This window comes from Nocardioides sp. Z38_18 (assembly GCF_058215695.1).
In genome coordinates this window covers 1665764-1684537 of sequence record NZ_JBZAJE010000001.1, presented here as the reverse complement: position 1 = coordinate 1684537, position 18774 = coordinate 1665764, and the positions used below count along the sequence as shown (strand labels likewise).

22 protein-coding genes are annotated in these 18774 nt (G+C 71.4%); 8 read left to right on the top strand and 14 right to left on the bottom strand.

The window, feature by feature from the left end; genetic code table 11:
* Window positions 1–13 precede the first annotated feature (13 nt).
* On the bottom strand, window positions 14–415 hold the full coding sequence (locus tag AC4BGC_RS08050; RefSeq protein ID WP_490544348.1) for an SseB family protein: 402 nt from the start codon (window positions 413–415) through the stop codon (window positions 14–16).
* Between the two features lie 100 nt (window positions 416–515).
* Window positions 516–917, bottom strand: a complete 402-nt coding sequence (locus AC4BGC_RS08045; RefSeq protein WP_490544349.1) for a hypothetical protein — start codon at window positions 915–917, stop codon at window positions 516–518.
* A gap of 194 nt (window positions 918–1111) precedes the next feature.
* Here AC4BGC_RS08045 and AC4BGC_RS08040 point away from each other — a divergent pair, with 194 nt between their 5' ends.
* Window positions 1112–2080, top strand: a complete 969-nt coding sequence (locus AC4BGC_RS08040) for an MsnO8 family LLM class oxidoreductase (protein ID WP_490555097.1) — start codon at window positions 1112–1114, stop codon at window positions 2078–2080.
* Window positions 2081–2132: 52 nt separating this feature from the next.
* On the opposite strand, the gene AC4BGC_RS08035 is transcribed toward AC4BGC_RS08040, so the two are convergent.
* From AC4BGC_RS08035 to AC4BGC_RS08025, 3 genes are all read right to left on the bottom strand, one after another.
* Window positions 2133–2561 (bottom strand): SAM-dependent methyltransferase, encoded by a 429-nt coding sequence (locus AC4BGC_RS08035; RefSeq protein ID WP_490555096.1) that lies wholly within the window; start codon window positions 2559–2561, stop codon window positions 2133–2135.
* Window positions 2561–2944 (bottom strand): hypothetical protein, encoded by a 384-nt coding sequence (locus AC4BGC_RS08030; protein ID WP_490544352.1) that lies wholly within the window; start codon window positions 2942–2944, stop codon window positions 2561–2563. Before AC4BGC_RS08030 ends, AC4BGC_RS08035 begins: the two co-directional genes overlap by 1 nt.
* A gap of 61 nt (window positions 2945–3005) precedes the next feature.
* Window positions 3006–4049, bottom strand: coding sequence for an LLM class F420-dependent oxidoreductase (locus AC4BGC_RS08025; protein WP_490555095.1), 1044 nt, complete (start codon window positions 4047–4049; stop codon window positions 3006–3008).
* A 122-nt stretch (window positions 4050–4171) separates the two neighbouring features.
* Between AC4BGC_RS08025 and AC4BGC_RS08020 the strand changes: the two genes are divergently transcribed.
* Genes AC4BGC_RS08020 through AC4BGC_RS08010 form a run of 3 tightly spaced genes read left to right on the top strand, consistent with a single transcriptional unit; the run spans window position 4172 to window position 7503 of the window.
* A complete protein-coding gene (locus AC4BGC_RS08020; RefSeq protein ID WP_490555094.1) occupies window positions 4172–5233 on the top strand; it encodes a Zn-ribbon domain-containing OB-fold protein in 1062 nt (353 codons plus the stop codon).
* A gap of 30 nt (window positions 5234–5263) precedes the next feature.
* Window positions 5264–6325, top strand: coding sequence for a thiolase family protein (locus AC4BGC_RS08015; RefSeq protein WP_490555093.1), 1062 nt, complete (start codon window positions 5264–5266; stop codon window positions 6323–6325).
* Window positions 6325–7503 (top strand): thiolase family protein, encoded by a 1179-nt coding sequence (locus AC4BGC_RS08010; protein ID WP_490555092.1) that lies wholly within the window; start codon window positions 6325–6327, stop codon window positions 7501–7503. The genes AC4BGC_RS08015 and AC4BGC_RS08010 overlap by 1 nt, the downstream gene beginning before the upstream one ends.
* Window positions 7504–7507: 4 nt before the next feature.
* Here the strand turns inward: AC4BGC_RS08010 and AC4BGC_RS08005 are convergent, their stop codons facing one another.
* Window positions 7508–7957 carry a GNAT family N-acetyltransferase gene (locus tag AC4BGC_RS08005; RefSeq protein WP_490555091.1) on the bottom strand — a complete coding sequence of 150 codons (450 nt, stop codon included), beginning with the start codon at window positions 7955–7957 and terminating at the stop codon, window positions 7508–7510.
* 92 nt (window positions 7958–8049) lie between these two features.
* Between AC4BGC_RS08005 and AC4BGC_RS08000 the strand changes: the two genes are divergently transcribed.
* On the top strand, window positions 8050–8376 hold the full coding sequence (locus AC4BGC_RS08000) for a helix-turn-helix domain-containing protein (RefSeq protein WP_490544358.1): 327 nt from the start codon (window positions 8050–8052) through the stop codon (window positions 8374–8376).
* A 19-nt stretch (window positions 8377–8395) separates the two neighbouring features.
* Here AC4BGC_RS08000 and AC4BGC_RS07995 read toward each other — a convergent pair whose 3' ends face one another.
* Window positions 8396–8737: a hypothetical protein gene (locus tag AC4BGC_RS07995; protein WP_490555090.1), complete on the bottom strand. Its 342-nt coding sequence runs from the start codon at window positions 8735–8737 to the stop codon at window positions 8396–8398.
* Between the two features lie 59 nt (window positions 8738–8796).
* Here AC4BGC_RS07995 and abmR point away from each other — a divergent pair, with 59 nt between their 5' ends.
* Window positions 8797–9315: an ATP-binding transcription factor AbmR gene (abmR, locus tag AC4BGC_RS07990; protein WP_490555089.1), complete on the top strand. Its 519-nt coding sequence runs from the start codon at window positions 8797–8799 to the stop codon at window positions 9313–9315.
* A 37-nt stretch (window positions 9316–9352) separates the two neighbouring features.
* On the opposite strand, the gene AC4BGC_RS07985 is transcribed toward abmR, so the two are convergent.
* On the bottom strand, window positions 9353–10249 hold the full coding sequence (locus tag AC4BGC_RS07985) for an alpha/beta fold hydrolase (protein ID WP_490555088.1): 897 nt from the start codon (window positions 10247–10249) through the stop codon (window positions 9353–9355).
* Window positions 10246–10821: a TetR/AcrR family transcriptional regulator gene (locus AC4BGC_RS07980; protein WP_490555087.1), complete on the bottom strand. Its 576-nt coding sequence runs from the start codon at window positions 10819–10821 to the stop codon at window positions 10246–10248. The genes AC4BGC_RS07985 and AC4BGC_RS07980 overlap by 4 nt, the downstream gene beginning before the upstream one ends.
* Before the next feature lie 71 nt (window positions 10822–10892).
* Between AC4BGC_RS07980 and AC4BGC_RS07975 the strand changes: the two genes are divergently transcribed.
* A complete protein-coding gene (locus tag AC4BGC_RS07975) occupies window positions 10893–11822 on the top strand; it encodes a DMT family transporter (protein ID WP_490555086.1) in 930 nt (309 codons plus the stop codon).
* Here AC4BGC_RS07975 and AC4BGC_RS07970 read toward each other — a convergent pair.
* Together AC4BGC_RS07970 and AC4BGC_RS07965 are read right to left on the bottom strand one after the other, a co-directional pair.
* Window positions 11809–13041 carry a cytochrome P450 gene (locus AC4BGC_RS07970; RefSeq protein ID WP_490555085.1) on the bottom strand — a complete coding sequence of 411 codons (1233 nt, stop codon included), beginning with the start codon at window positions 13039–13041 and terminating at the stop codon, window positions 11809–11811. The genes AC4BGC_RS07975 and AC4BGC_RS07970 overlap by 14 nt on opposite strands.
* A 43-nt stretch (window positions 13042–13084) precedes the next feature.
* Complete coding sequence (locus AC4BGC_RS07965; RefSeq protein ID WP_490544378.1) at window positions 13085–14317, bottom strand: cytochrome P450; 1233 nt, start codon at window positions 14315–14317, stop codon at window positions 13085–13087.
* Window positions 14318–14452: 135 nt separating this feature from the next.
* Here AC4BGC_RS07965 and AC4BGC_RS07960 point away from each other — a divergent pair, with 135 nt between their 5' ends.
* Window positions 14453–15619, top strand: a complete 1167-nt coding sequence (locus AC4BGC_RS07960) for a steroid 3-ketoacyl-CoA thiolase (protein ID WP_490555084.1) — start codon at window positions 14453–14455, stop codon at window positions 15617–15619.
* 1 nt (window position 15620) lies between these two features.
* Here the strand turns inward: AC4BGC_RS07960 and AC4BGC_RS07955 are convergent, their stop codons facing one another.
* From AC4BGC_RS07955 to AC4BGC_RS07945, 3 genes are read right to left on the bottom strand one after another with little or no spacing between them, the layout of a single operon-like run.
* Window positions 15621–17084, bottom strand: coding sequence for a protein adenylyltransferase SelO (locus AC4BGC_RS07955; protein WP_490555083.1), 1464 nt, complete (start codon window positions 17082–17084; stop codon window positions 15621–15623).
* A 39-nt stretch (window positions 17085–17123) separates the two neighbouring features.
* A complete protein-coding gene (locus AC4BGC_RS07950) occupies window positions 17124–18197 on the bottom strand; it encodes an NAD-dependent epimerase/dehydratase family protein (protein ID WP_490555082.1) in 1074 nt (357 codons plus the stop codon).
* Complete coding sequence (locus AC4BGC_RS07945) at window positions 18194–18658, bottom strand: SRPBCC family protein (RefSeq protein ID WP_490555081.1); 465 nt, start codon at window positions 18656–18658, stop codon at window positions 18194–18196. The genes AC4BGC_RS07950 and AC4BGC_RS07945 overlap by 4 nt, the downstream gene beginning before the upstream one ends.
* Between the last annotated feature and the right edge of the window lie 116 nt (window positions 18659–18774).

Below are 18774 nucleotides of genomic sequence, written 5' to 3'. Positions count from 1 at the left end.
GTTACAGAAATGATCAATCAGGATTGACGGGCGAGGCGAAGCTCGCCAGCGCGTGGACCGCCTCCGGCGGGAGCGTGAGCCCGTCCTGGCTGCCGGGGTCGATGGCCAGCCACAGGTCCTCGGCCGGCCAGTTGGCCGCGAGCTCGGCCACGGCCATCCGCACGGCCGGCTCGGGGTCGGCCCCGGCCGCCATCAGGGCCTCCTCGGAGGTGAACACCGGGACGTACTGCGTGCCGTCCTGCTCGATCACCGGGATGGCGATCGTCCCCTCGGGAAGCGTCTCGTCCTCGTCCATGCCGTCCTGGGGAAGCAGGGCGATGCTGGTCGCGATGCTCTGCAGCAACGCGGTGGCCTCGGCCTGCGTGGTCAGGGAGTCAGCGGAGACGTCCGCCGGCTGATCGTCGAAAGTGCTCATCGTCGTGCCTCTCGTCGGGTTCGCCGGAGCCCGTCACAGTCGGTCCCCGGGGGGAACGACCCACGGTAACGACGCCTCCAAGGAAGCGCGCGCCCGGTCCTCAGCGCTGGACGAGAACGACCGCGGCGTCGGCAGTGTCGTCGTCCACCGCGTGCGCGGGCGACCAGAACACCGCGACGCAGATGTTGACGACCGTCAGCACCAGCAGCGTGGCCCAGATCCCGGTCGAGATGCGCTCCTTGCGCAGGTTCGCCATCGCGAGCACGAGGATGATCAGGCCGATGCCGAGCTTGACCCCCACCTTGGCGTGGTTGACGTCGGCGTCGAGGCCCTCGAGCACCCCGACGAGGAGGACGCCGGCGAGGAACGCCGTACCGGCACCGTCACGCACGAACCCCGTCACCTTCTTGTTGGGCTCCTTGGCCTGCACCACCAGTCCACCGAGGAGCACGGCGAAGCCGAGCAGGTGGACGAACAGCAGGACGAGGCGAAGGAAGTCCATGTCTACTCCAGAACATGTCAGGGGCGAGGGGAAGGCCGGCCAGGGGCGGCGCAAGAGGCCGTCGGAGCGGCCGCACGCGCCACACCGTAACGGCGCCTCCGCCCGCACACACGCTCGGGGCGACCTTTGTGAACACGATCACAAGCCGTCGGGAGGCGGGGAAGCCCGAGCGATCTGCCACTGTTGGGCCCACTGTGAAGCTCTCCCTCCTCGACCGGTCCAGGGCCCGCGCCGGCCGCGCCGGGGCCGAGTCGGTGACCGGCACGGTGGAGCGCGCCGTCCGGGCCGAGGCGCTGGGCTACGACGGGTTCTGGGTGGCCGAGCACCACGCGGTGCCCGGCATCGGCTCCGGCTCCCCGCCCGTGCTCCTCGCGGCCATCGGCCCGCGCACCTCCTCGATCCGGCTGGGGTCCGCCGGGGTGATGCTCCCCCACCACCAGCCCCTCGTGGTCGCGGAGCAGTTCCGGATGCTCGACGCCCTCAACCCGGGCCGGGTCGACCTCGGGCTGGGGCGTTCGCTCGGGTTCACGGCCCCGGTACGCCGGGCACTGCGACACGAGGAGGCCGAACCGGACACCTTCACCGCCGACCTGACCGAGCTCCGCGACTACCTCGAGGGACGGGCCGAGGTCACCGCGCGGCCCGACACCGGCCGGGTCGTCCCGATGCACGTGCTCGCCACCGGCAAGGGGCTGGAGGTGGCCGCCGGTCTCGGCCTGCCCGTGGTCATCGGCGGCCCCATCCTTGACAGCGACCACCTCGAGGACGCCCTGGCCGGCTACCGCACCCGGTTCCGGCCACACCACGGCAGCGAGCCCGCCGTCACGGTATCGCTGGACGTCACCGTGGCCGACGACGACGCCACCGCACGCGAGCTCGCCCTGCCCGAGGCGTGGGCGATGGCCCGCGCCCGGCAGACCGGCGAGTTCCCTGCCCTGGAGCCCGCGGCGAGCATCCGCGAGGCGCACTGGCCCGCGCAGGTGCGCCGCCGGGTCGAGGCCTCCCTGGACCGGGCCGTGGCCGGCAGCCCGGACACGGTGCGGCGCAGGCTGGAGCGGCTCGTGGAGCGCTGTGCCCCGGACCAGCTGATGGCCAGCACGTCGACGTACGACCGGGAGGCACTGTTCGCATCGGACGCGCTCCTGCGCGACCTCGTGCATTGATCCCGGTGTCCCTCGCCCAGGTCCGTCCTCCTCGCGGCAGGACCTCTTCTCGTCACAGGACCTCGCGCAGCGGATCCGCCGTGTCGAGGAAGATGCGCCCGCCGGGGACGAGCATCCGTCGCAGGCAGCCAAGGGCCTCCGCCTCGCGCGCCGGGTGTCGCCCGTCCAGCACTCCGACCCGGCATGCGAAGGCGAGGTCGTAGGGAACCTCGTCGGGTGTCAGCGATGCCTCCTCGACAGCGACCGCCCGCACGCTGAGCAGCCCTGCCGCGATCACGTCGGCACAGGACTTCTCGGTCAGGGCGACACCCTTCGTGGAGCGATCGAGCACCAGGACATGGCCACCGGGACCCACCCGCCTGGCCACCTCCCGCGCGGCCGCGCCCGGGGCGCCACCCACCTCGATCACCCGTTGCCCTGGACGCAGAGGCAGGGCGTCGACCACGGCCCGTAGTCGCGGTGACAGGTCGCCCGAAACCATCAGGGCCCTGCGTCGGCGGGCAGCGGCAGCCGGGTGACCCCGCCGAGGCGGCGGTGGAAGCGGACGTGCGACGCCCAGTGCGCCAGCTCGCGCCAGAGCGCCTGGTGGGCGGACCACGGCAACGGCTCGTCCCCGTCGCGCCAGGTGGCGCCGAAGCCGATCCACACCGGCGTCCAGTCCGCGGCGAGGTCCCACTCCCCACGCTGCTGGGTCACCAGCCGCCGCCGGAGCTGGAACGCCTCCCGCGGCCCGTCGGCCGAGATCGGCGCGGTGTGCACCGGCCACAACCGCAGGTCCAGGGGCATCAGCGCCAGCTCGAGGTCCTCCAGCACGCACGGCTCGACCAGCACGGTCGCGACGTTCTCGTGTGGTGCGCGTCTCACATCGGCACGCTAACCCGTGACGCCGACGGCCGTCAGCCCCCCGAGGGATGAGAAACGAGCCCTACGCCAGGGTCTCGGCCACCAGGCGCACCTCGTCGGGCGAGCGCAGGCTGAGCAGCAGCGTGGTCACGCCGGTCTCCTCCCACGCGGCCACGCGCTCGCGCACCTGGCCGGCGTCGCCGACGATGTGCATGTCCTCGACGAGGTCGTCGGGGATCAGCGCGGTGGCGCTGTCGCGGTCTCCGGCCAGGAACAGCTCCTGCACCTTCTCGGTCAGCTCCGCGTAGCCCATCCGGTCGAAGACGTTCTTGTGGAAGTTCTGCTCCTTGGCGCCCATGCCGCCCATGTAGAGCGCCACCGATGGCTTGAGCGCGTCGATCACCGCGCGGCGCTCCTCCTCGCTGTCGGTGATCTGCAGGTGGCAGGTCGCGGCGATCTCGAAGTCGTCGCGGGTACGCCGGGCGCCGGGCCGGGCGAACCCCTCGTCGAGCCAGGGCTGGTACATCCCGGCGCTCCGGGGCGTGTAGAAGATCGGGATCCACCCGTCGGCGATCTCGGCGGTCTGCGCGACGTTCTTGGGCCCCTCGGCGCCGAGCCAGATCGGGATGTCCGCACGCAGCGGGTGCACGATCGGCTTCAGCGGCTTGCCCAGCCCGGTCGACCCCTCACCGGCGTACGGCAGCGGGAAGTGCGGCCCGTCGTTGGTCACCGGCGCCTCGCGGGCCAGCACCTTGCGGACGATGTCGACGACTTCGCGGGTCCGGGCCAGCGGCTTGGCGAACGGCTGGCCGTACCACCCCTCCACGACCTGGGGCCCGCTCACGCCCATCCCCAGCACCACCCGTCCGCCGCTGAGGTGGTCCAGGGTGAGCGCGTGCATCGCGATCGAGGTCGGCGTCCGTCCCGACATCTGCACGATCGAGGTCCCCAGTCGCACCCGGCTGGTCTCCCGGCCCCACCAGGCCAGCGGGGTGAACGCATCCGACCCCCAGGCCTCGGCGGTGAAGATCGAGTCGAACCCGGCCTCCTCAGCCGCGGCGACGAGCTCCCCGACCCCCGCCGGCGGCTGTGCGCCCCAGTACCCGAGCTGCAGTCCCAGCTTCATGCGTCTCCTCGCGTCGTTCGGTGGTCGAGCTGTCCTTGGGGTGGTTGAGCCGTCCCCGTGGTGGTTGAGCCTGTCGAAACCCGCCTTGCTCGCAAGACTAGAACGTGTTTCACTTTCGGGCCATGACCACCGCCCCAGTCTCCCGCACCCTGCACGCCCCGATGAAGGTGGAGTTCGACTACACCCGATCCCTGGGCCCGGTGCTCTCGCAGTTCATGACCGGCCTGCGCGACCGGCGGGTGATCGGTGGCGTCCTCTCCGACGGGACCGTCGTGGTCCCCCCTCCGGAGTACGACCCGTCCACCCACCAGGCGCTCTCCGAGCTCGTCGCGGTGGGTGACGAGGGCGTCGTACGCAGCTGGTCGTGGGTGCCGGAGCCGGTGATGGACCAGCCGCTGGACAAGCCCTTCGCGTTCGCGATGATCCAGCTCGACGGCGCGGACGCGCCCCTGCTGCACGCGGTCGACGTGGACTCCCCCGCCGCGATCGAGACCGGCATGCGCGTGCGGGTGCGCTGGGCCGAGGAGACCGTCGGCCAGATCACCGACATCGCGTGCTTTGAGCCCGTCGCCGGACTCGACGGAGTCGAGGACGGCGCTGGCGGGCCAGATCGAGCGCGACTGCAGCCGAGGCACGAGGCTGCAACGGAGCAGTCGAGATCCGGTGAGATGTCCAAGGAGCCCACCACCACTCCCACCCGCGACCCGGTCACCCGCATCGTCAGCCCGGTACGGCTGGCCTACGAGTACGCCGCCTCCCCGGAGGAGTCGAAGTTCTTCCGCGGCCTCGCGGAGGGGCGGATCCTGGGGCAGCGCTGTCCCACGTGCGGGAAGGTCTACGTGCCGCCGCGCGGGGCCTGCCCGGTCGACGGGGTGCCGACGACCGACGAGGTCGAGCTTCCCGACAAGGGCACCGTCACGACGTACTGCATCGTGAACGTGCCGTTCCTGGGGCAGAAGATCAAGCCGCCCTACGTGTCGGCCTACGTGCTCCTCGACGGCGCGGACATCGCGTTCCTGCACCTGATCCTCGATGCCGAGGCGGACGAGGTGCGGATGGGGATGCGGGTCGAGGCCGTGTGGAAGCCGCGCGACGAGTGGGGCACCACGATCGAGAACATCAGCCACTTCCGTCCGACCGGGGAGCCCGACGCGGACTACGAGACCTACAAGCAGCACCTCTGATCCCGAGCTGCCCCGAAAGAGGTATGGCGTATGCGTGACGTTGCGGTCGTGGGGTTCGCCCAGCGACAGATGAAGGAGATGGACGGGTCCCCCACGTGCGTGGAGATCCTCGTCCCGATCTTCGCCGAGCTGTTCGAGCAGACCGGGTGGACCAAGTCCGACATCGACTTCTGGTGCTCGGGCTCCAGCGACTACCTGGCCGGGCGCTCGTTCTCGTTCGTCTCGGCGGTGGACGCGATCGGTGCGCTGCCGCCGGTCAACGAGTCGCACGTGGAGATGGACGCCGCGTGGGCGCTCTACGAGGCCTGGGTGAAGATCCAGACCGGCGAGGTGGACACGGCCCTGGTCTACGGGTTCGGCAAGTCCTCGGCCGGCGTGCTCCGCCGGACGCTGGCTATGCAGCTCGACCCGTACACGATGACCCCGCTGTGGCCCGACACCGTCTCCCTGGCGGGGATCCAGGCGCGGCAGGGCATCGAGCAGGGGCTGTGGGACGAGCGCGCGATGGCCGAGGTCGCCGCACGCTCGCGCAGCTCGGCGGAGGGCAACGAGTACGCGATCCGCAAGGGCGCCACCACCGCCGAGGACCTCCTCGCCCAGGAGCTGTACGCCGACCCGCTGCGCCGCTCCGACTGCGCCCCCGTCTCGGACGGCGCCGCGGCGATCGTGCTCACCACGGCGGAGGCACCCGGCTTCGACCGGGTCGCGGACCGCGCCGCCTGGATCACCGGCTTCGAGCACCGCACCGACCAGCTCGCGCTCGGCACCCGTGACCTGACCCGCTCCCCCAGCGCCGCGCTGGCCGGCTCGGCCGCCGGCGCCCACGCGGTGGACACCGCCGAGCTGCACGCGCCCTTCTCGCACCAGGAGCTGATCCTGCGTCGCGAGCTCGGGCTCACCGAGGACGTGACGATCAGCCCCTCGGGCGGGGCACTGTGTGGCAACCCGATGTTCGCCTCGGGGCTGATCCGGATCGGCGAGGCCGCCAGCCGGATCTGGTCCGGGGAGTCCCAGCGGGCGCTGGGCCACGCGACCTCGGGGCCGGCCCTGCAACAGAACCTCGTCTGCGTCATGGAAGGACGTGGCAACTGATGGGTCTCGACAAGCGCACGCTGGCCGCCGTGATGGGGGTCGGGCAGACCCACCACCGCGCCAAGCGCGAGGACGTCTCTATCGCCGGCCTGCTCCGCGAGGCGATCGACCGGGCCCTCGAGGACGCACAGCTCACCTTCGACGACATCGACGCGGTCGTGGTCGGCAAGGCGCCGGACCTCTTCGAGGGCGTGATGATGCCCGAGCTCTACCTCGCGGAGGCGCTCGGCGCCGTCGGGAAGCCGTTGCTGCGGGTGCACACCGCCGGCTCGGTGGGCGGCTCCACCGCGATCGTCGCCGCCTCGCTGGTGCAGGCGGGACTGCACGAACGGGTGCTCACCGTGGCGTTCGAGAAGCAGTCGGAGTCCAACGCGATGTGGGCGCTGTCGATCCCGGTGCCGTTCATCATGCCGGTGCACGCGGGCGCGGGCGGCTACTTCGCACCGCACGTCCGCTCCTACATCCGTCGCTCCGGCGCACCCACCCACGTCGGCGCGATGGTCGCGGCCAAGGACCGGCAGAACGCGCTGAAGAACCCCTACGCGCACCTGCGCAACGACAAGACCACCGTGGAGACGGTGCTCGCCTCACAGATGCTGTGGGACCCGATCCGCTTCGACGAGACCTGCCCGTCCTCCGACGGCGCCTGCGCCATGGTGATCGGCTCGGAGGCGGCCGTGGACGCCTCGGCGATCGAGAACCCGGCCTGGATCCACGGCACCGTGATGCGCTCGGAGCCGACCACCGCGGCCGAGCGCGACCAGGTCAACCCGCAGGCGGGCCGCGAGGCCGCCGCCAAGCTGTGGAAGCAGACCGGGATCACCAACCCCTACGACGAGATCGACTGCGCGGAGATCTACGTGCCGTTCTCGTGGTTCGAGCCGATGTGGCTGGAGAACCTCGGATTCGTGCCCGAGGGCGAGGGCTGGAAGGCGACCGAGCGCGGCGCCACCGCGCTCGACGGCGACCTCCCGGTCAACATGAGCGGCGGGGTGCTCTCCTCCAACCCGATCGGCGCCAGCGGGATGATCCGCTTCGCGGAGGCGGCGCTGCAGGTGATGGGCGAGGCGGGCGAGCACCAGGTCGACGGTGCGAGGAAGGCGCTCGGGCACGCCTACGGCGGCGGCTCGCAGTTCTTCGCGATGTGGGTGGTTGGCTCGGACAAGCCGACCAACTGAGTCCTCACGTGTCCAGGTCGTAGGTCACCCACTGGGTACGCCGGGCCACGGCGTCGTACAGCCGTTGCGCGGCTGTGTTGTCCGAGGCGGTGATCCAGCGGACCTTGGCGCAGCCGTTCTCGCGGGCTATCCCGCCCAGCGCCTCGATCAGGGCGCGACCCACGCCCTGCCCGCGCAGCGACGCGCTGGTGAACAGGTCGTCGAGGAACAGCCCACGCTCCCCTTCGGAGGGCCGGGCGAAGAACCGGTGGTGCGCGAAGCCGGCGACCTCGCCGTCGAGGGTCGCCACCAGGGCGTTGGTCTCGTGGGCCGGATCACCGATCCACTCCCACACCCGGTCCACGACCGCGGGCTCCTCCGTGAGGCCGTAGAACTCGCGGTAGGCCGCGAACAGCGTGGCCCACCCGCCTCGGTCCCCAGGCTCAACAGGTCGTACGACGAGGTCAGCGCTCATGGGCCCCATCATGGCCCCGGCTGGTTCCGCCGAGGGCGAACGATCCCCAAGCGTCATGGCGCGCCCGGGGAGCGGCGGCCTAGTGTCGGAACATGGGAGAGGTCATCGGATTCCGTCCGGACCGCCGGGCGCCCCTCGCGGGGTCCGCGGCCGAGCCGCTGTGGCGTGAGGTGATCGGTCGCGAGCTCAGGGCGGAGCGGCTGCGCCAGCAGCGCACGCTCGCCGACGTGGCGCAGGAGGCCGGCGTCTCCACGCAGTACCTCTCCGAGGTCGAGCGTGGCCGCAAGGAGGCGAGCTCGGAGATCCTCGGTGCCGTGCGCGGTGCCCTCGGGCTGCGGCTCGTCGACCTCACCGAGCGGATGACCCGCTCGCTGACCAGCGCTCCCTCCGGGCCGCTGGCGCTCGCCGCCTCACTGTGAGCGGCCCGGGGCCGAGCCCTCAGTAGCCGGGGAAGACCTGGCGCAGCTCGTCGAGGGTGACGTTGCCGGTGACCTCGACGCCTGCCGGGGTGAACTCGGGGCGCAGCCGTCCCGACAGGAGCCGGATCGCTGCCTCCAGCGGCCCGGAGAACGTCGCGGTCGCGTCCTCGGACCGCCCCCGGGCGACCCGTACCGAGTCGTCGATCACCAGCTCGTAGCCCTCGAGTGTCACGACCGCCCGCTGTGGCAGCTGGTCCGCCTTCGCCGCGAACCCGAGCAGGAACCCGGCCCGCCCGCGAAGTGCGAGCCCCGGGGCCGATCCCAGTGAATCCGCCGTGGGCGGTTCTGCCGACAGCAGCACGCCTTGATTCCACCCCTGTCCGATTACATGATTACTGGATTACAACTTGAGGAGGAGTGATGGCGACGAACACGAACGAGATCACCGGCTGGCTGCGCGGCCGGCTCCCCGACGACTGGTTCACCGGACCCGTCGAGGTCACCGTGGATCGCGAGGAGATCCTGGTCATCGGCACCCTGGCAGCCCCCGAAGGGGTCGAGGGAGCACCCGACGGTCCGGAGGTGACCGAGGCGGCGCACGGGCGGATCTCCCGGTTCCGCGAGGACACCCGGGACGAGCGGATCGGCATCGCCCGCGAGGCCGAGCACCGGTTCGGCCGCAAGATCGCCTGGGGCGCCGAGTGCGGCCCGGTGCGCACGGTGTTCACGCACCTGGCGGTCCCGGTGATGACCCGGCTGCGGCAGTCGGAACGGATCGTCCTGGACACCCTGGTCGAGGCCGGCGTGGCGCGCAGCCGCGCCGACGCCCTGGCCTGGTCGGTGCGCCTGGTCGGCGAGCACGCGGAGGAGTGGCTGGGCCAGCTGCGCGAGGCGATGAGCGACGTGCAGAAGCTGCGCGAGGAGGGCCCCGCCCTGTGACGGGGCCGTCCGACCCGCGCAGCCCCGAGGTCGCCGGTCACTCCAGGTAGACCGCCACGAGCTCGTTGACCGTGTCCGGTCGCTCGAGGTGCAGGAAGTGCCCGCACCCGGTGAGCACCTCGGCCCGGCCACCCGCGGCCAGCACCGGGGCCACCCGGTCGGCCAGCGCGGCGGTCAGCGCCCCGTCGCGCTCGCCGTGGAGGTAGAGCATCGGGACCCGCGGGCGCTGGTCCCAGGTCCGGTGCCAGGCGCGGTAGGGCTCCGCCACCCGGAGGTTGCGGAAGGCCCGGTAGTAGCCGACCGCGGCCGACCTGTTCGCGGGAGCCGCCAGCGAGCGGCCCACCTCGGCGATGTCCTCCGCGGCGTCGTACCCGGGAGACCACGCGCCCCACAGGTGCCGGACCAGCCGCTGCAGGAGCCGCTCGGGCAGCACCGGCACCTGGTTGAACCCGATGTACCAGCTCATCCGCAGCTGTCGCGGCGCGATCCTCAGCCACGCGGCGAGGTCCCGCCCCGCGGCCATCGCAGGGACCGGCGGGACCGCCATCGAGACCACCCGGCGGAACGGGGAGTCCGGGTGGGCGCTGAGCCCGTTGGCCGCGAGCGCTCCCCAGTCGTGTCCGAGGAGTACGGCGCGCTCGTCGCCACCGAGCACGCGGTGCAGCTCCACCGCGTCGCTCATCAGGGCGCCGATCGAGTAGTCGCCATCCTGCGGAACCTCGGTGGGTGCGTAGCCGCGCATGAACGGGGCGACCACCCGGTATCCGCGCTCGGCCAGGAACGGTCCCAGGTGGCGCCAGGTGAAGGCGGTGTCCGGGAACCCGTGCAACGCCAGCACAAGGGGCCCGGACGGAGGACCCCAGGCGAGGGCCTGCACGGTCAGCGCAGGGAGCCGGAGCTCGAGGCGCTCGGCACCGTGGAGTGCGGGATTCACGACTCGATCAGCCTCCGGGTGGCGCGGCGGGCGTCGTCGAGGGCTTCGGGAGAGCCCCCGGCTGTGAACGCGATGATCGCACCCTCGTGGACCAGCGCCAGCTGGCGTCCGAGATCCTCGGGGGCGCCGAGGCCGGCTTCGGCGGCCAGGTCGGCGTACAGCCGGCGCATCCACTCCTTCTCGCGGCGCACGACGTGGGTGGCCGCCGGGGACTGGGTGGAGAGCTCGGCGTAGGCGTTGACGAAGCCACAGCCGCGGGTGCCTGCGGCCAGCCAGGTCTCGAGCGCGTCCAGCACGGCGAGGATGCGCTCGGGGCCGGTCGCGCCGGAGCCGGCGAGGTGCTCCTCGACGTGGGCCTGCCAGCGGGCCGCCCGCGCCTCGAGGTAGGCCACCACGAGACCGTCCTTGGAGCCGAACCGGTCGTAGATCGTCTTCTTGGTGGTGCCCGCGTGCTCGGCGACCAGGTCCATCCCCACGCTGGTGATGCCGCGGTCGTAGTACAGCTCGCTGGCCGCCTCCAGGATCCGGTGCGCCGCCGGGGTCATCCTCGGGGGCTGCTGGGTGATCGTCATCGCGTGCTCCTTGGGCGGTTTCCCGTTGGGTGCACTGCGAGTATACCCACCGGTGTGGTTACCTGTGTCCCATGACCTCGTTCTCCTGGCTTCGTCGCTGGGCCGGACCCGTCTCGGCTGTGGCCCTCGTGGTGACCTGGAGCTCGGGCTTCGTCGGCGCCGAGCTCGGCGCCCGCGCGGAGGCCGACCCGCTCACGCTGCTCGGCTGGCGGTTCCTGCTGCTCGCCGCCCTGCTGCTGGCGGTGTTCGCGCTGCGGCGTACGCCGTGGCCGACCTGGCGCGCCTGGCGCCGACAGGTGGTGCTGGGCGTGCTCAGCCAGGTGGGCTACCTGCTGCTCGTCTTCGAGGGGGTGACCCACGGCGTCCCCGGCGGTACGGCGGCCCTCGTCGCCGCCCTGCAACCGCTGCTGGTGGCGACCGTGGCGGGATCGCTGCTCGGCGAGCACTCCACGCCTCGGATGTGGGTCGGGATGGTGCTCGGACTGGTCGGCGTCGCGATCGTGGTCTCCGGCGACCTCGGCGTGAGCCAGGCGCCCTGGTGGGCCTACACACTGCCGGTCCTCGGGATGCTGTCCCTGTCCGCGGGCACGGTGCTCACCCGCCGGTTGCGCGCACGCGAGACCCTGCTGGAGACGATCATGATGCAGGCCGTGGTCACCGCCGTGGTCCTGATGGGACTGGCGATCGCCTTCGGCGAGGCCCGCCCGCCGGCCGCACTGGACTTCTGGGCCGCGGTGCTCTGGCTGCTCGTGCTCGCCAGCCTGGGTGGCTACGTGCTCTACGTGCTCGTGGCCCAGAAGCAGGGAGCGACCGTGGTGAGCACGCTGCTGTTCCTCACTCCCCCGACCACGATGTTCTGGGTCTACCTGATGTTCGGCACCAGCGTGACCCTGGCCGGCGTGGTCGGGCTGGCCGTGAGCGGAGTCGGCGTCTGGCTGGCGCTGGCCGGGCGGCGTACCTCCCCGTCGGCGAAGCCGGCGGAAGCGGTCAGGAGTACCTGACCGGCAGGTGCTTGATGCCGTTGATCCACCCGTGCCGCAGCCGGATCGGCTCACCGGTCTGCGTGATGTCGGGCATCCGGTCGGCGATGGCGTTGAACATCACCTCGACCTCGAGGCGGGCGAGGTTGGCGCCGATGCAGTAGTGGGCGCCGTGCCCGCCGAAGGCGAGGTGCGGGTTGGGGTTGCGCAGCACGTCGAAGGCGCCGGGGTTCTCGAACACCTCGGTGTCGTGGTTGCCGCTGGCGTAGAAGATGCCGACCCGCTGCCCCTTCTTCACCTCCTGGCCACCCACCAGCACGTCGGTGATCGCGGTCCGCTGGAAGACCGTCACCGGCGTCGCCCAGCGGATGATCTCGTCGGTGGCGGTCTTCGGCCGGTGCTCCTTGAACAGCTCCCACTGGTCGGGGTGCTCGAAGAACGCGTGCATGCCGTGCGTGATCGCGTTGCGGGTGGTCTCGTTGCCGGCCACCGCGAGCATGATCACGAAGTAGCCGAACTCGTCCTCGCCGAGCTTCTCCCCGTCGACGTCGGCGTGGACGAGCTTGGTGATGATGTCGTCCTGCGGGTTCCGCTTGCGCTCCTCGGCCATCTGCATCGCGTAGCCGAGGATCTCCGCGGCCGCGACGTCGGGCTGGCCGCCGTACTCCGGGTCGTCCTGGGCGAGCATCTGGTTGGACCAGTCGAACAGCTTGCGCCGGTCCTCCTGGGGTACGCCGAGCAGGTCCGCGATCGCCTGGAGCGGCAGCTCGGCGGCCACCTCCTCGACGAAGTCGCCCTCCCCCTTGACGAGGGCGTCGTCGATGATCTTGTTCGCCCGGCCGATCAGGACGTCGTGCAGCGCGTTCATCGCCCGGGGCGTGAACCCGCGGCTGATCAGCTGACGGGTCCTGGTGTGGGTGGGCGGGTCCTGGTTGATCAGCATGATCTGCTGCAGCTCGACCTGGTCGCGCGTCATCCCGGGGCCGAACCGGATGATCGCCCCGTTCTCGGCGCTGGAGAAGTCCTTGCTGTTCTTGGAGACCGCAGCGATGTCCTCGTGCCTGGTCACGGCCCAGTAGCCGGTGTCGTCGAACCCGTCGCTGGCCCCGCCGGACTGCTCGACCCACCACACCGGCGCCGTCTGGCGCAGCTCCATGAACTGCCGGAGCGGGATCGCCTCCTCGCACAGCATCGGGTCGGTGGGGTCGAAGCCCGGGGGGAGGAGCTCGCTGGTGGTCACGGGGTCACCTTTCGTCGGGCCGAGAGGTTCGGGTTGGAGGAACTCAGGTGTAGGAGACGTGCAGGTCCTTGACGCCGTTGATCCACGAGCTGCGCAGCTTGCGGGGTTCGGCGAGCTGGGTGATCTTCACGTCCCGGTCCGCAAGCGCGTTGAAGATCAGGTCGACCTCGAGGCGGGCGAGGTTCGCGCCGATGCAGTAGTGCGCGCCGTGGCCACCGAAGGCCTGGTGCGGGTTGGGGCTGCGGGTGATGTCGAAGGTGAACGGGTCCTCGAAGACGTCCTCGTCGAAGTTCGCGCTGGCGTAGAGCAGCCCGACCCGGTCGCCCTTGCTCACCTTCACCCCGCCGACCTCGACGTCGTTGATCGCGGTGCGCTGGAAGATCGTGACCGGGGTGGCCCAGCGGATGATCTCGTCGGTCGCGGTGCGCGGCCGCTCCTTCTTGAACAGCTCCCACTGCTCGGGGTGCTGCATGAAGGCGTGCATCCCCCAGGTGATCGCGTTCCGGGTGGTCTCGTTGCCGGCGACAGCGAGCAGGATCATGAAGAACCCGAACTCGTCGTCGGTGAGGCCGCGACCCTCCACGTCCGCGGTGACCAGGCGGGTGAGGATGTCGTCGCGCGGCGCCGCCCGGCGCTCCACGGCGAGGTTCATCGAGTAGCCCAGGATCTCCGCGAAGGCGATCATCTGGTCGCCCTCGATCTCGGGGTCGTCGTAGGAGAGCAGCTGGTTGGACCAGTCGAAGAGCTTGCCGCGGTCCTCCTGGGGTACGCCGAGCAGCTCGGCGATCGCCTGGAGCGGCAGCTCGGAGGCCACGTCGTTGACGAAGTTGCCCTCGCCCTTCGCCACAGCATCCGCGACGATCTTCTCGGCGCGCTCCTTGAGCTCGTCGTGCAGGGCGTTGATCGCCCGCGGGGTGAACGCCCGGGACACGATCGAGCGGAGCTGGGTGTGCTCGGGGGCGTCGTGGTTGATCAGCAGGAAGTTCGACTGCTCGACCTGGTCGCGGGTCATGTCGGGCGCGAACCGGACGATGACGCCGTTCTCCTTGGTGGAGAAGTCGGTCTGGTTCTTCGAGATCGCGGCGACGTCGGCATGCCTGCTGATCGCCCAGAACCCGGTGTCCAGGAAGCCGGCTCGCGCCGCCTCCTCCTGCTCGATCCAGGACACCGGAGCGGTGCGTCGCAGGGTGAGCAGCTCCTCGTGCGGGACGCGCTGGCTCATCGTGTCGGGGTCGGTCGGGTCGAAGCCGGCCGGCAGGGTGGACGTCGTTGTCACGAAGTGAGCCTTCCTATTTCTGGAACATGTTCTAGTCCCGCATCTTGACATACTCAGGGTTTGTTAGGAAGGGATGCCCACGCCCGATCGAGTGCGGGGTTTGCCGCTAACCAGAACGTGTTCTAGTTTTGCACCATGGGTACTCCCGTCATCATCGACGCCGTCCGCACTCCCCTCGGCAAGCGCAACGGGGGGCTGGCCGGGGTGCATCCCGGCGAGCTGCTCGGCTTCGTCCAGCGCGAGGTGCTCGCTCGCGCGGGCGTGGACCCCGAGCTCGTCGAGCAGGTCGTCGGTGGCTGCGTCTCCCAGGCCGGCGAGCAGTCCAACGACATGGTCCGTCGCGCGTGGCTGCACGCGGGGCTCCCCCAGCCGACCGGTGCCACCACGATCGACGCCCAGTGCGGTTCGGGGCAGCAGGCCGCGCACCTGGTGCACGACATGATCAAGGCGGACACGATCAAGGTGGGCATCGCCTGCGGCGTGGAGTCGATGAGCCGGATCCCGCTGGGCGCCAACGTCCCTCCGGGGGCGGGCGACCCCCGGCCGGAGTCGTGGTCCATCGACATGCCCAACCAGTTCCTGGGGGCCGACCGGATCGCCGGCAACCGCGGCCTCGCCCGCGAGGACCTCGAGCAGTTCGGTGCGGCCTCCCAGCACAAGGCCCGGGTCGCGGTCGACGAGGGCCGGTTCACCCGGGAGATCGCTCCCCTCGACGCCCCGGTGATCGACAAGGAGAGCGGGAAGCCGACCGGGGAGACCCGGACGGTCTCGGCCGACGAGGGACTCCGGGAGACCACGCTCGAGGGCCTCGCCCGGCTGCGCAGCGTGCTCCCCGACGGCCTGCACACCGCCGGCACCTCCTCGCAGATCAGCGACGGCGCCTCGGCGGTGCTGCTGATGGACTCCGACCTCGCCGCGTCCCTCGGCCTGACCCCGCGGGCGCGGATCGTGGACCACGCGCTGGTCGGGTCCGACCCCTACTACCACCTCGACGGCCCCATCGACGCGACCCGTCGGATCCTCCAGCGCACCGGGATGACCCTGGACGACATCGACCTCTTCGAGGTCAACGAGGCATTCGCGGCCGTCGTACTCTCCTGGGCGCAGCAGACCGGCGCCGACCTCGACAAGACCAACGTCAACGGCGGCGCGATCGCCCTGGGCCACCCCGTCGGCTCCACCGGCACCCGGCTGATCACCACCGCACTGCACGAGCTCGAGCGCCGCGACGCCACCCGCGCCCTGATCTCCATGTGCGCCGGCGGCGCGATGGCGACCGGCACGGTCATCGAGCGGGTCTGACTCAGGTCCCGCAGAAGGTCCGGTAGTCCCCGAAGTCCTTCGGGGCGGGCTCGGCGTACCGCTCGAGGCCGGGGCGCTCGTCGAAGGGCGAGGTGACCGCGGACAGCAGCTGCTCCAGCGGGCCGGTGTCGCCCAGAGTTCCCGCGGCCAGCGCCTCCTCGACCAGGTGGTTGCGGGGCACGTAGAGGGGGTTCACCCGGTCCATCGCGTCCGGGTCCGGGCCCAGCGCCCGCCAGCGCTCCAGCCACTGGTCGAATGCCGCGAGGTCGAGGAACACCCCGCGCACCGGCTCGGTCTGGCCGCGCGCGGCCAGGGCCAGGTCGCGGTAGAACGACGTGTGGTCCACGTGGTTGTGGTGCATCAGCTCCAGCAGCTCGTTGACCAGCTGGCGCGACAGCTCCTCCTCCAGGCCCTCGGGCAGGCCGAGCTTGGCCCGCATCCCCTCCGACCAGGCGTCGGAGTACGACGTCCGGAACCGGCCCAGCGACTCCACCGCCATCGCCACGGCCTGCTCCTGCTCCTCGTGCAGGAGCGGCAGCAGCGCCTCGGCGAGACGGGCGAGGTTCCACTCGGCGGCGACCGGCTGCATCCCGTAGGCGTAGCGGCCGCCCTCGTCGATGGAGCTGTAGACGGTGGCCGGGTCGAAGGCCTCCATGAAGGCGCACGGGCCGTAGTCGATCGTCTCGCCGGAGATCGTCATGTTGTCGGTGTTCATCACGCCGTGCACGAAGCCCACCAGCATCCACCTCGCCACCAGCTCCGCCTGCGCGGCCACGACCGCGTCGAAGAGCGCGAGGTAGGGCTGCGGCGCTCCGGCGGCCTGCGGGTGGTGACGCTCGATCGCGTGGTCGGCCAGGCGGCGCAGCAGGGCGTCGTCGCCGGTCGCCCGGGCGTACTGGAAGCTGCCCACCCGCAGGTGGCTGCTCGCCACCCGGGCGAGCACCGCGCCGGGGAGCACGGTCTCCCGCTGCACGCGCCGGCCGGTGGCGACCACGGCCAGCGACCTGGTGGTCGGGATGCCCAGTGCGTGCATCGCCTCGGCGACGACGTACTCGCGCAGCATCGGCCCGACAGCAGCCAGACCGTCACCGCCACGGGCGAACGGGGTGCGTCCCGAGCCCTTCAGGTGCAGGTCCCGGAGCCGTCCGTCGCGGTCTAGGAGCTCTCCGAGCAGCAGGGCCCGGCCGTCGCCCAACCGCGGGGAGTAGCCGCCGAACTGGTGCCCCGCGTAGCCCTGGGCCACCGGGTGAGCACCGTCAGGCACCTTCGTCCCCAGCAGCAGCTGGACACCGTCGGGGGTGCGCAGGGACCGCGGGTCCAGGCCGAGCTCGTCGGCCAGCGGCTCGTTGAGCACCAGCAGCCGGGGCTCGGGGGCCTCCTCCGCCTGCCAGGGCACGGCCAGCTCCGGCAGCGCCTGGGCGAACCGGTCCTGCAGGGTGATGGTCAGGGGGGTTGTGACACTCACGCTTGCGAGACTACGCGGGCGTCCCGACCCGAGCCACCGTCACGACGCCGCGTGACCGAGCAGGGACCGGGCCCGGTGCAGCGCGAGGCTGGCACCGGCGCGCACGGTCGCCGGCGCCCGGAGCTCGTCGAGGACCGGGGCACGCATCCGGGTCCAGCCGGGATCGCTGGCCAGGGCCGCCTCGGGCGAGCTGCCGACCGGGCCGAGCGCGAGCTCCATCGCCTCGCGCACCCCCATCAGCGGCTTGCCGTCCTGCGGCACCCAGGTGTGTCCGACCCGGCAGACCATGTCGTGGCGCAGGCTCGCGATCAGCGCGGTCACCGTCCAGAACGGAGCGGCCGAGAGCGCCGCGGCCCCGAGCCCGACCAGGGGTGCCGGCACCCGGATCGTGGGCACCCGCAACCGCAGCAGCCCCGAGGCGCGCGAGCAGTGACCGAGCAGGTCGGCGTACGGCAGCACGTCGGGACCTCCGATGTCCACGGCGCCGCTGCGCTTCGCCAGACCTGCGTTCGACTCAGCGAAGGCCTCGACCATCGCGCGGAGCACGTCGCTGACCGCGATCGGCTGCACCTTGTGCCGCAGCCAGCCGGGTACGGGCTGAACCAGCAGCAGCGTGGCCAGCTGGCGGATCACCTCGAAGGAGGTGGAGCCGGCGCCGATCACGACGCCTGCGCGCAGGGAGAGCACGCTCCGCTCGGGGCCCTCGGCCTCCTCGAGCACCTCCTCGACCTCGAGCCGGGAGGAGATGTGCCGCGAGAGGTCTTCGGGCGCGACATCGGGGACCAGGCCGGAGAGATAGACGATGCGGCGTACGTCGGTGCGCGCGAGCGCGTCCCGCACGGTCTCGGCGCCGAGCCGGTCGCGGTCCACGAACCCGCGTGAGCTCAGCGAGTGCACCAGGTAGCAGACGCCGTCGACGCCGACGAGCGCGCGACGTACTGCCGCCTCGTCGGTGACGTCGCACGTGGCCCAGTCGACCTGGCGCCCCCAGGAGAACCGCTCAGGTGCCGGCCTCGAGGACGAGGCCGCGACCACCTGGTGGCCCGCCTCCAGCAGCGCGGGCACCACGCGGGAGCCGACGTAGCCGGTCGCCCCGAGGACGAGGATCCTCACTTCTCGCCCAGGTGCCGCAACAGGTTGTGGGCGAAGCGCTTGCCCATGCCGGCCATCACGGCGCGGATCGCGCCCTCGACCGGGCCGCGCATGGCCTTGGGGAAGGGCAGCTCGACGGTCACGCCGAGGTCGATCGAGACGCGCGTCCCCGACCCGGCCTCCTCGAGCTGGTACTCCCCCTGGACGTGGGTCTTCTCCTCGGTGCGCTGGGGGTCGTGCTCGAAGCCGATCCGCTTGGGCTCGTCGAAGGTCATCACCTCGGTGAAGACCGAGCCGATGTTCTTGCCCAGGACCGGGACCTTGGTGACGTGCCAGGTCCACCGGTCGCCGTCGACGTCGATGCGCTGCAGGTAGGGGGTCAGCTTGGGGAGCAGCTCCGGGTCCGTCAGCGCGGCCCAGACGTCCTTCCGGGAGGACTTCAGCGTGGCGGCGGAGTTGTTGCTCGCGGTGAAGCTGGTCATGGTGTCTCCTCGTGTCGCCCTCGCGGGCGGCTCGTCTACGGGCCGGTGCCCCGTGCGGGGCGGCGCGGTCTGCTCGACGCCAACATGCCCAAAGTAGCGATCGGCTAACGTCAATG

Bases quoted from the DNA above. Each gene is read 5' to 3' on its own strand.
- AC4BGC_RS08050 (WP_490544348.1), bottom strand. From the start codon at position 415: ATGAGCACTTTCGACGATCAGCCGGCGGACGTCTCCGCTGACTCCCTG.
- AC4BGC_RS08045 (WP_490544349.1), bottom strand. From the start codon at position 917: ATGGACTTCCTTCGCCTCGTCCTGCTGTTCGTCCACCTGCTCGGCTTC.
- AC4BGC_RS08035 (WP_490555096.1), bottom strand. From the start codon at position 2,561: ATGGTTTCGGGCGACCTGTCACCGCGACTACGGGCCGTGGTCGACGCC.
- AC4BGC_RS08025 (WP_490555095.1), bottom strand. From the start codon at position 4,049: ATGAAGCTGGGACTGCAGCTCGGGTACTGGGGCGCACAGCCGCCGGCG.
- AC4BGC_RS08020 (WP_490555094.1), top strand. From the start codon at position 4,172: ATGACCACCGCCCCAGTCTCCCGCACCCTGCACGCCCCGATGAAGGTG.
- AC4BGC_RS08015 (WP_490555093.1), top strand. From the start codon at position 5,264: ATGCGTGACGTTGCGGTCGTGGGGTTCGCCCAGCGACAGATGAAGGAG.
- AC4BGC_RS08010 (WP_490555092.1), top strand. From the start codon at position 6,325: ATGGGTCTCGACAAGCGCACGCTGGCCGCCGTGATGGGGGTCGGGCAG.
- AC4BGC_RS08005 (WP_490555091.1), bottom strand. From the start codon at position 7,957: ATGAGCGCTGACCTCGTCGTACGACCTGTTGAGCCTGGGGACCGAGGC.
- AC4BGC_RS08000 (WP_490544358.1), top strand. From the start codon at position 8,050: ATGGGAGAGGTCATCGGATTCCGTCCGGACCGCCGGGCGCCCCTCGCG.
- abmR (WP_490555089.1), top strand. From the start codon at position 8,797: ATGGCGACGAACACGAACGAGATCACCGGCTGGCTGCGCGGCCGGCTC.
- AC4BGC_RS07980 (WP_490555087.1), bottom strand. From the start codon at position 10,821: ATGACGATCACCCAGCAGCCCCCGAGGATGACCCCGGCGGCGCACCGG.
- AC4BGC_RS07975 (WP_490555086.1), top strand. From the start codon at position 10,893: ATGACCTCGTTCTCCTGGCTTCGTCGCTGGGCCGGACCCGTCTCGGCT.
- AC4BGC_RS07960 (WP_490555084.1), top strand. From the start codon at position 14,453: ATGGGTACTCCCGTCATCATCGACGCCGTCCGCACTCCCCTCGGCAAG.
- AC4BGC_RS07945 (WP_490555081.1), bottom strand. From the start codon at position 18,658: ATGACCAGCTTCACCGCGAGCAACAACTCCGCCGCCACGCTGAAGTCC.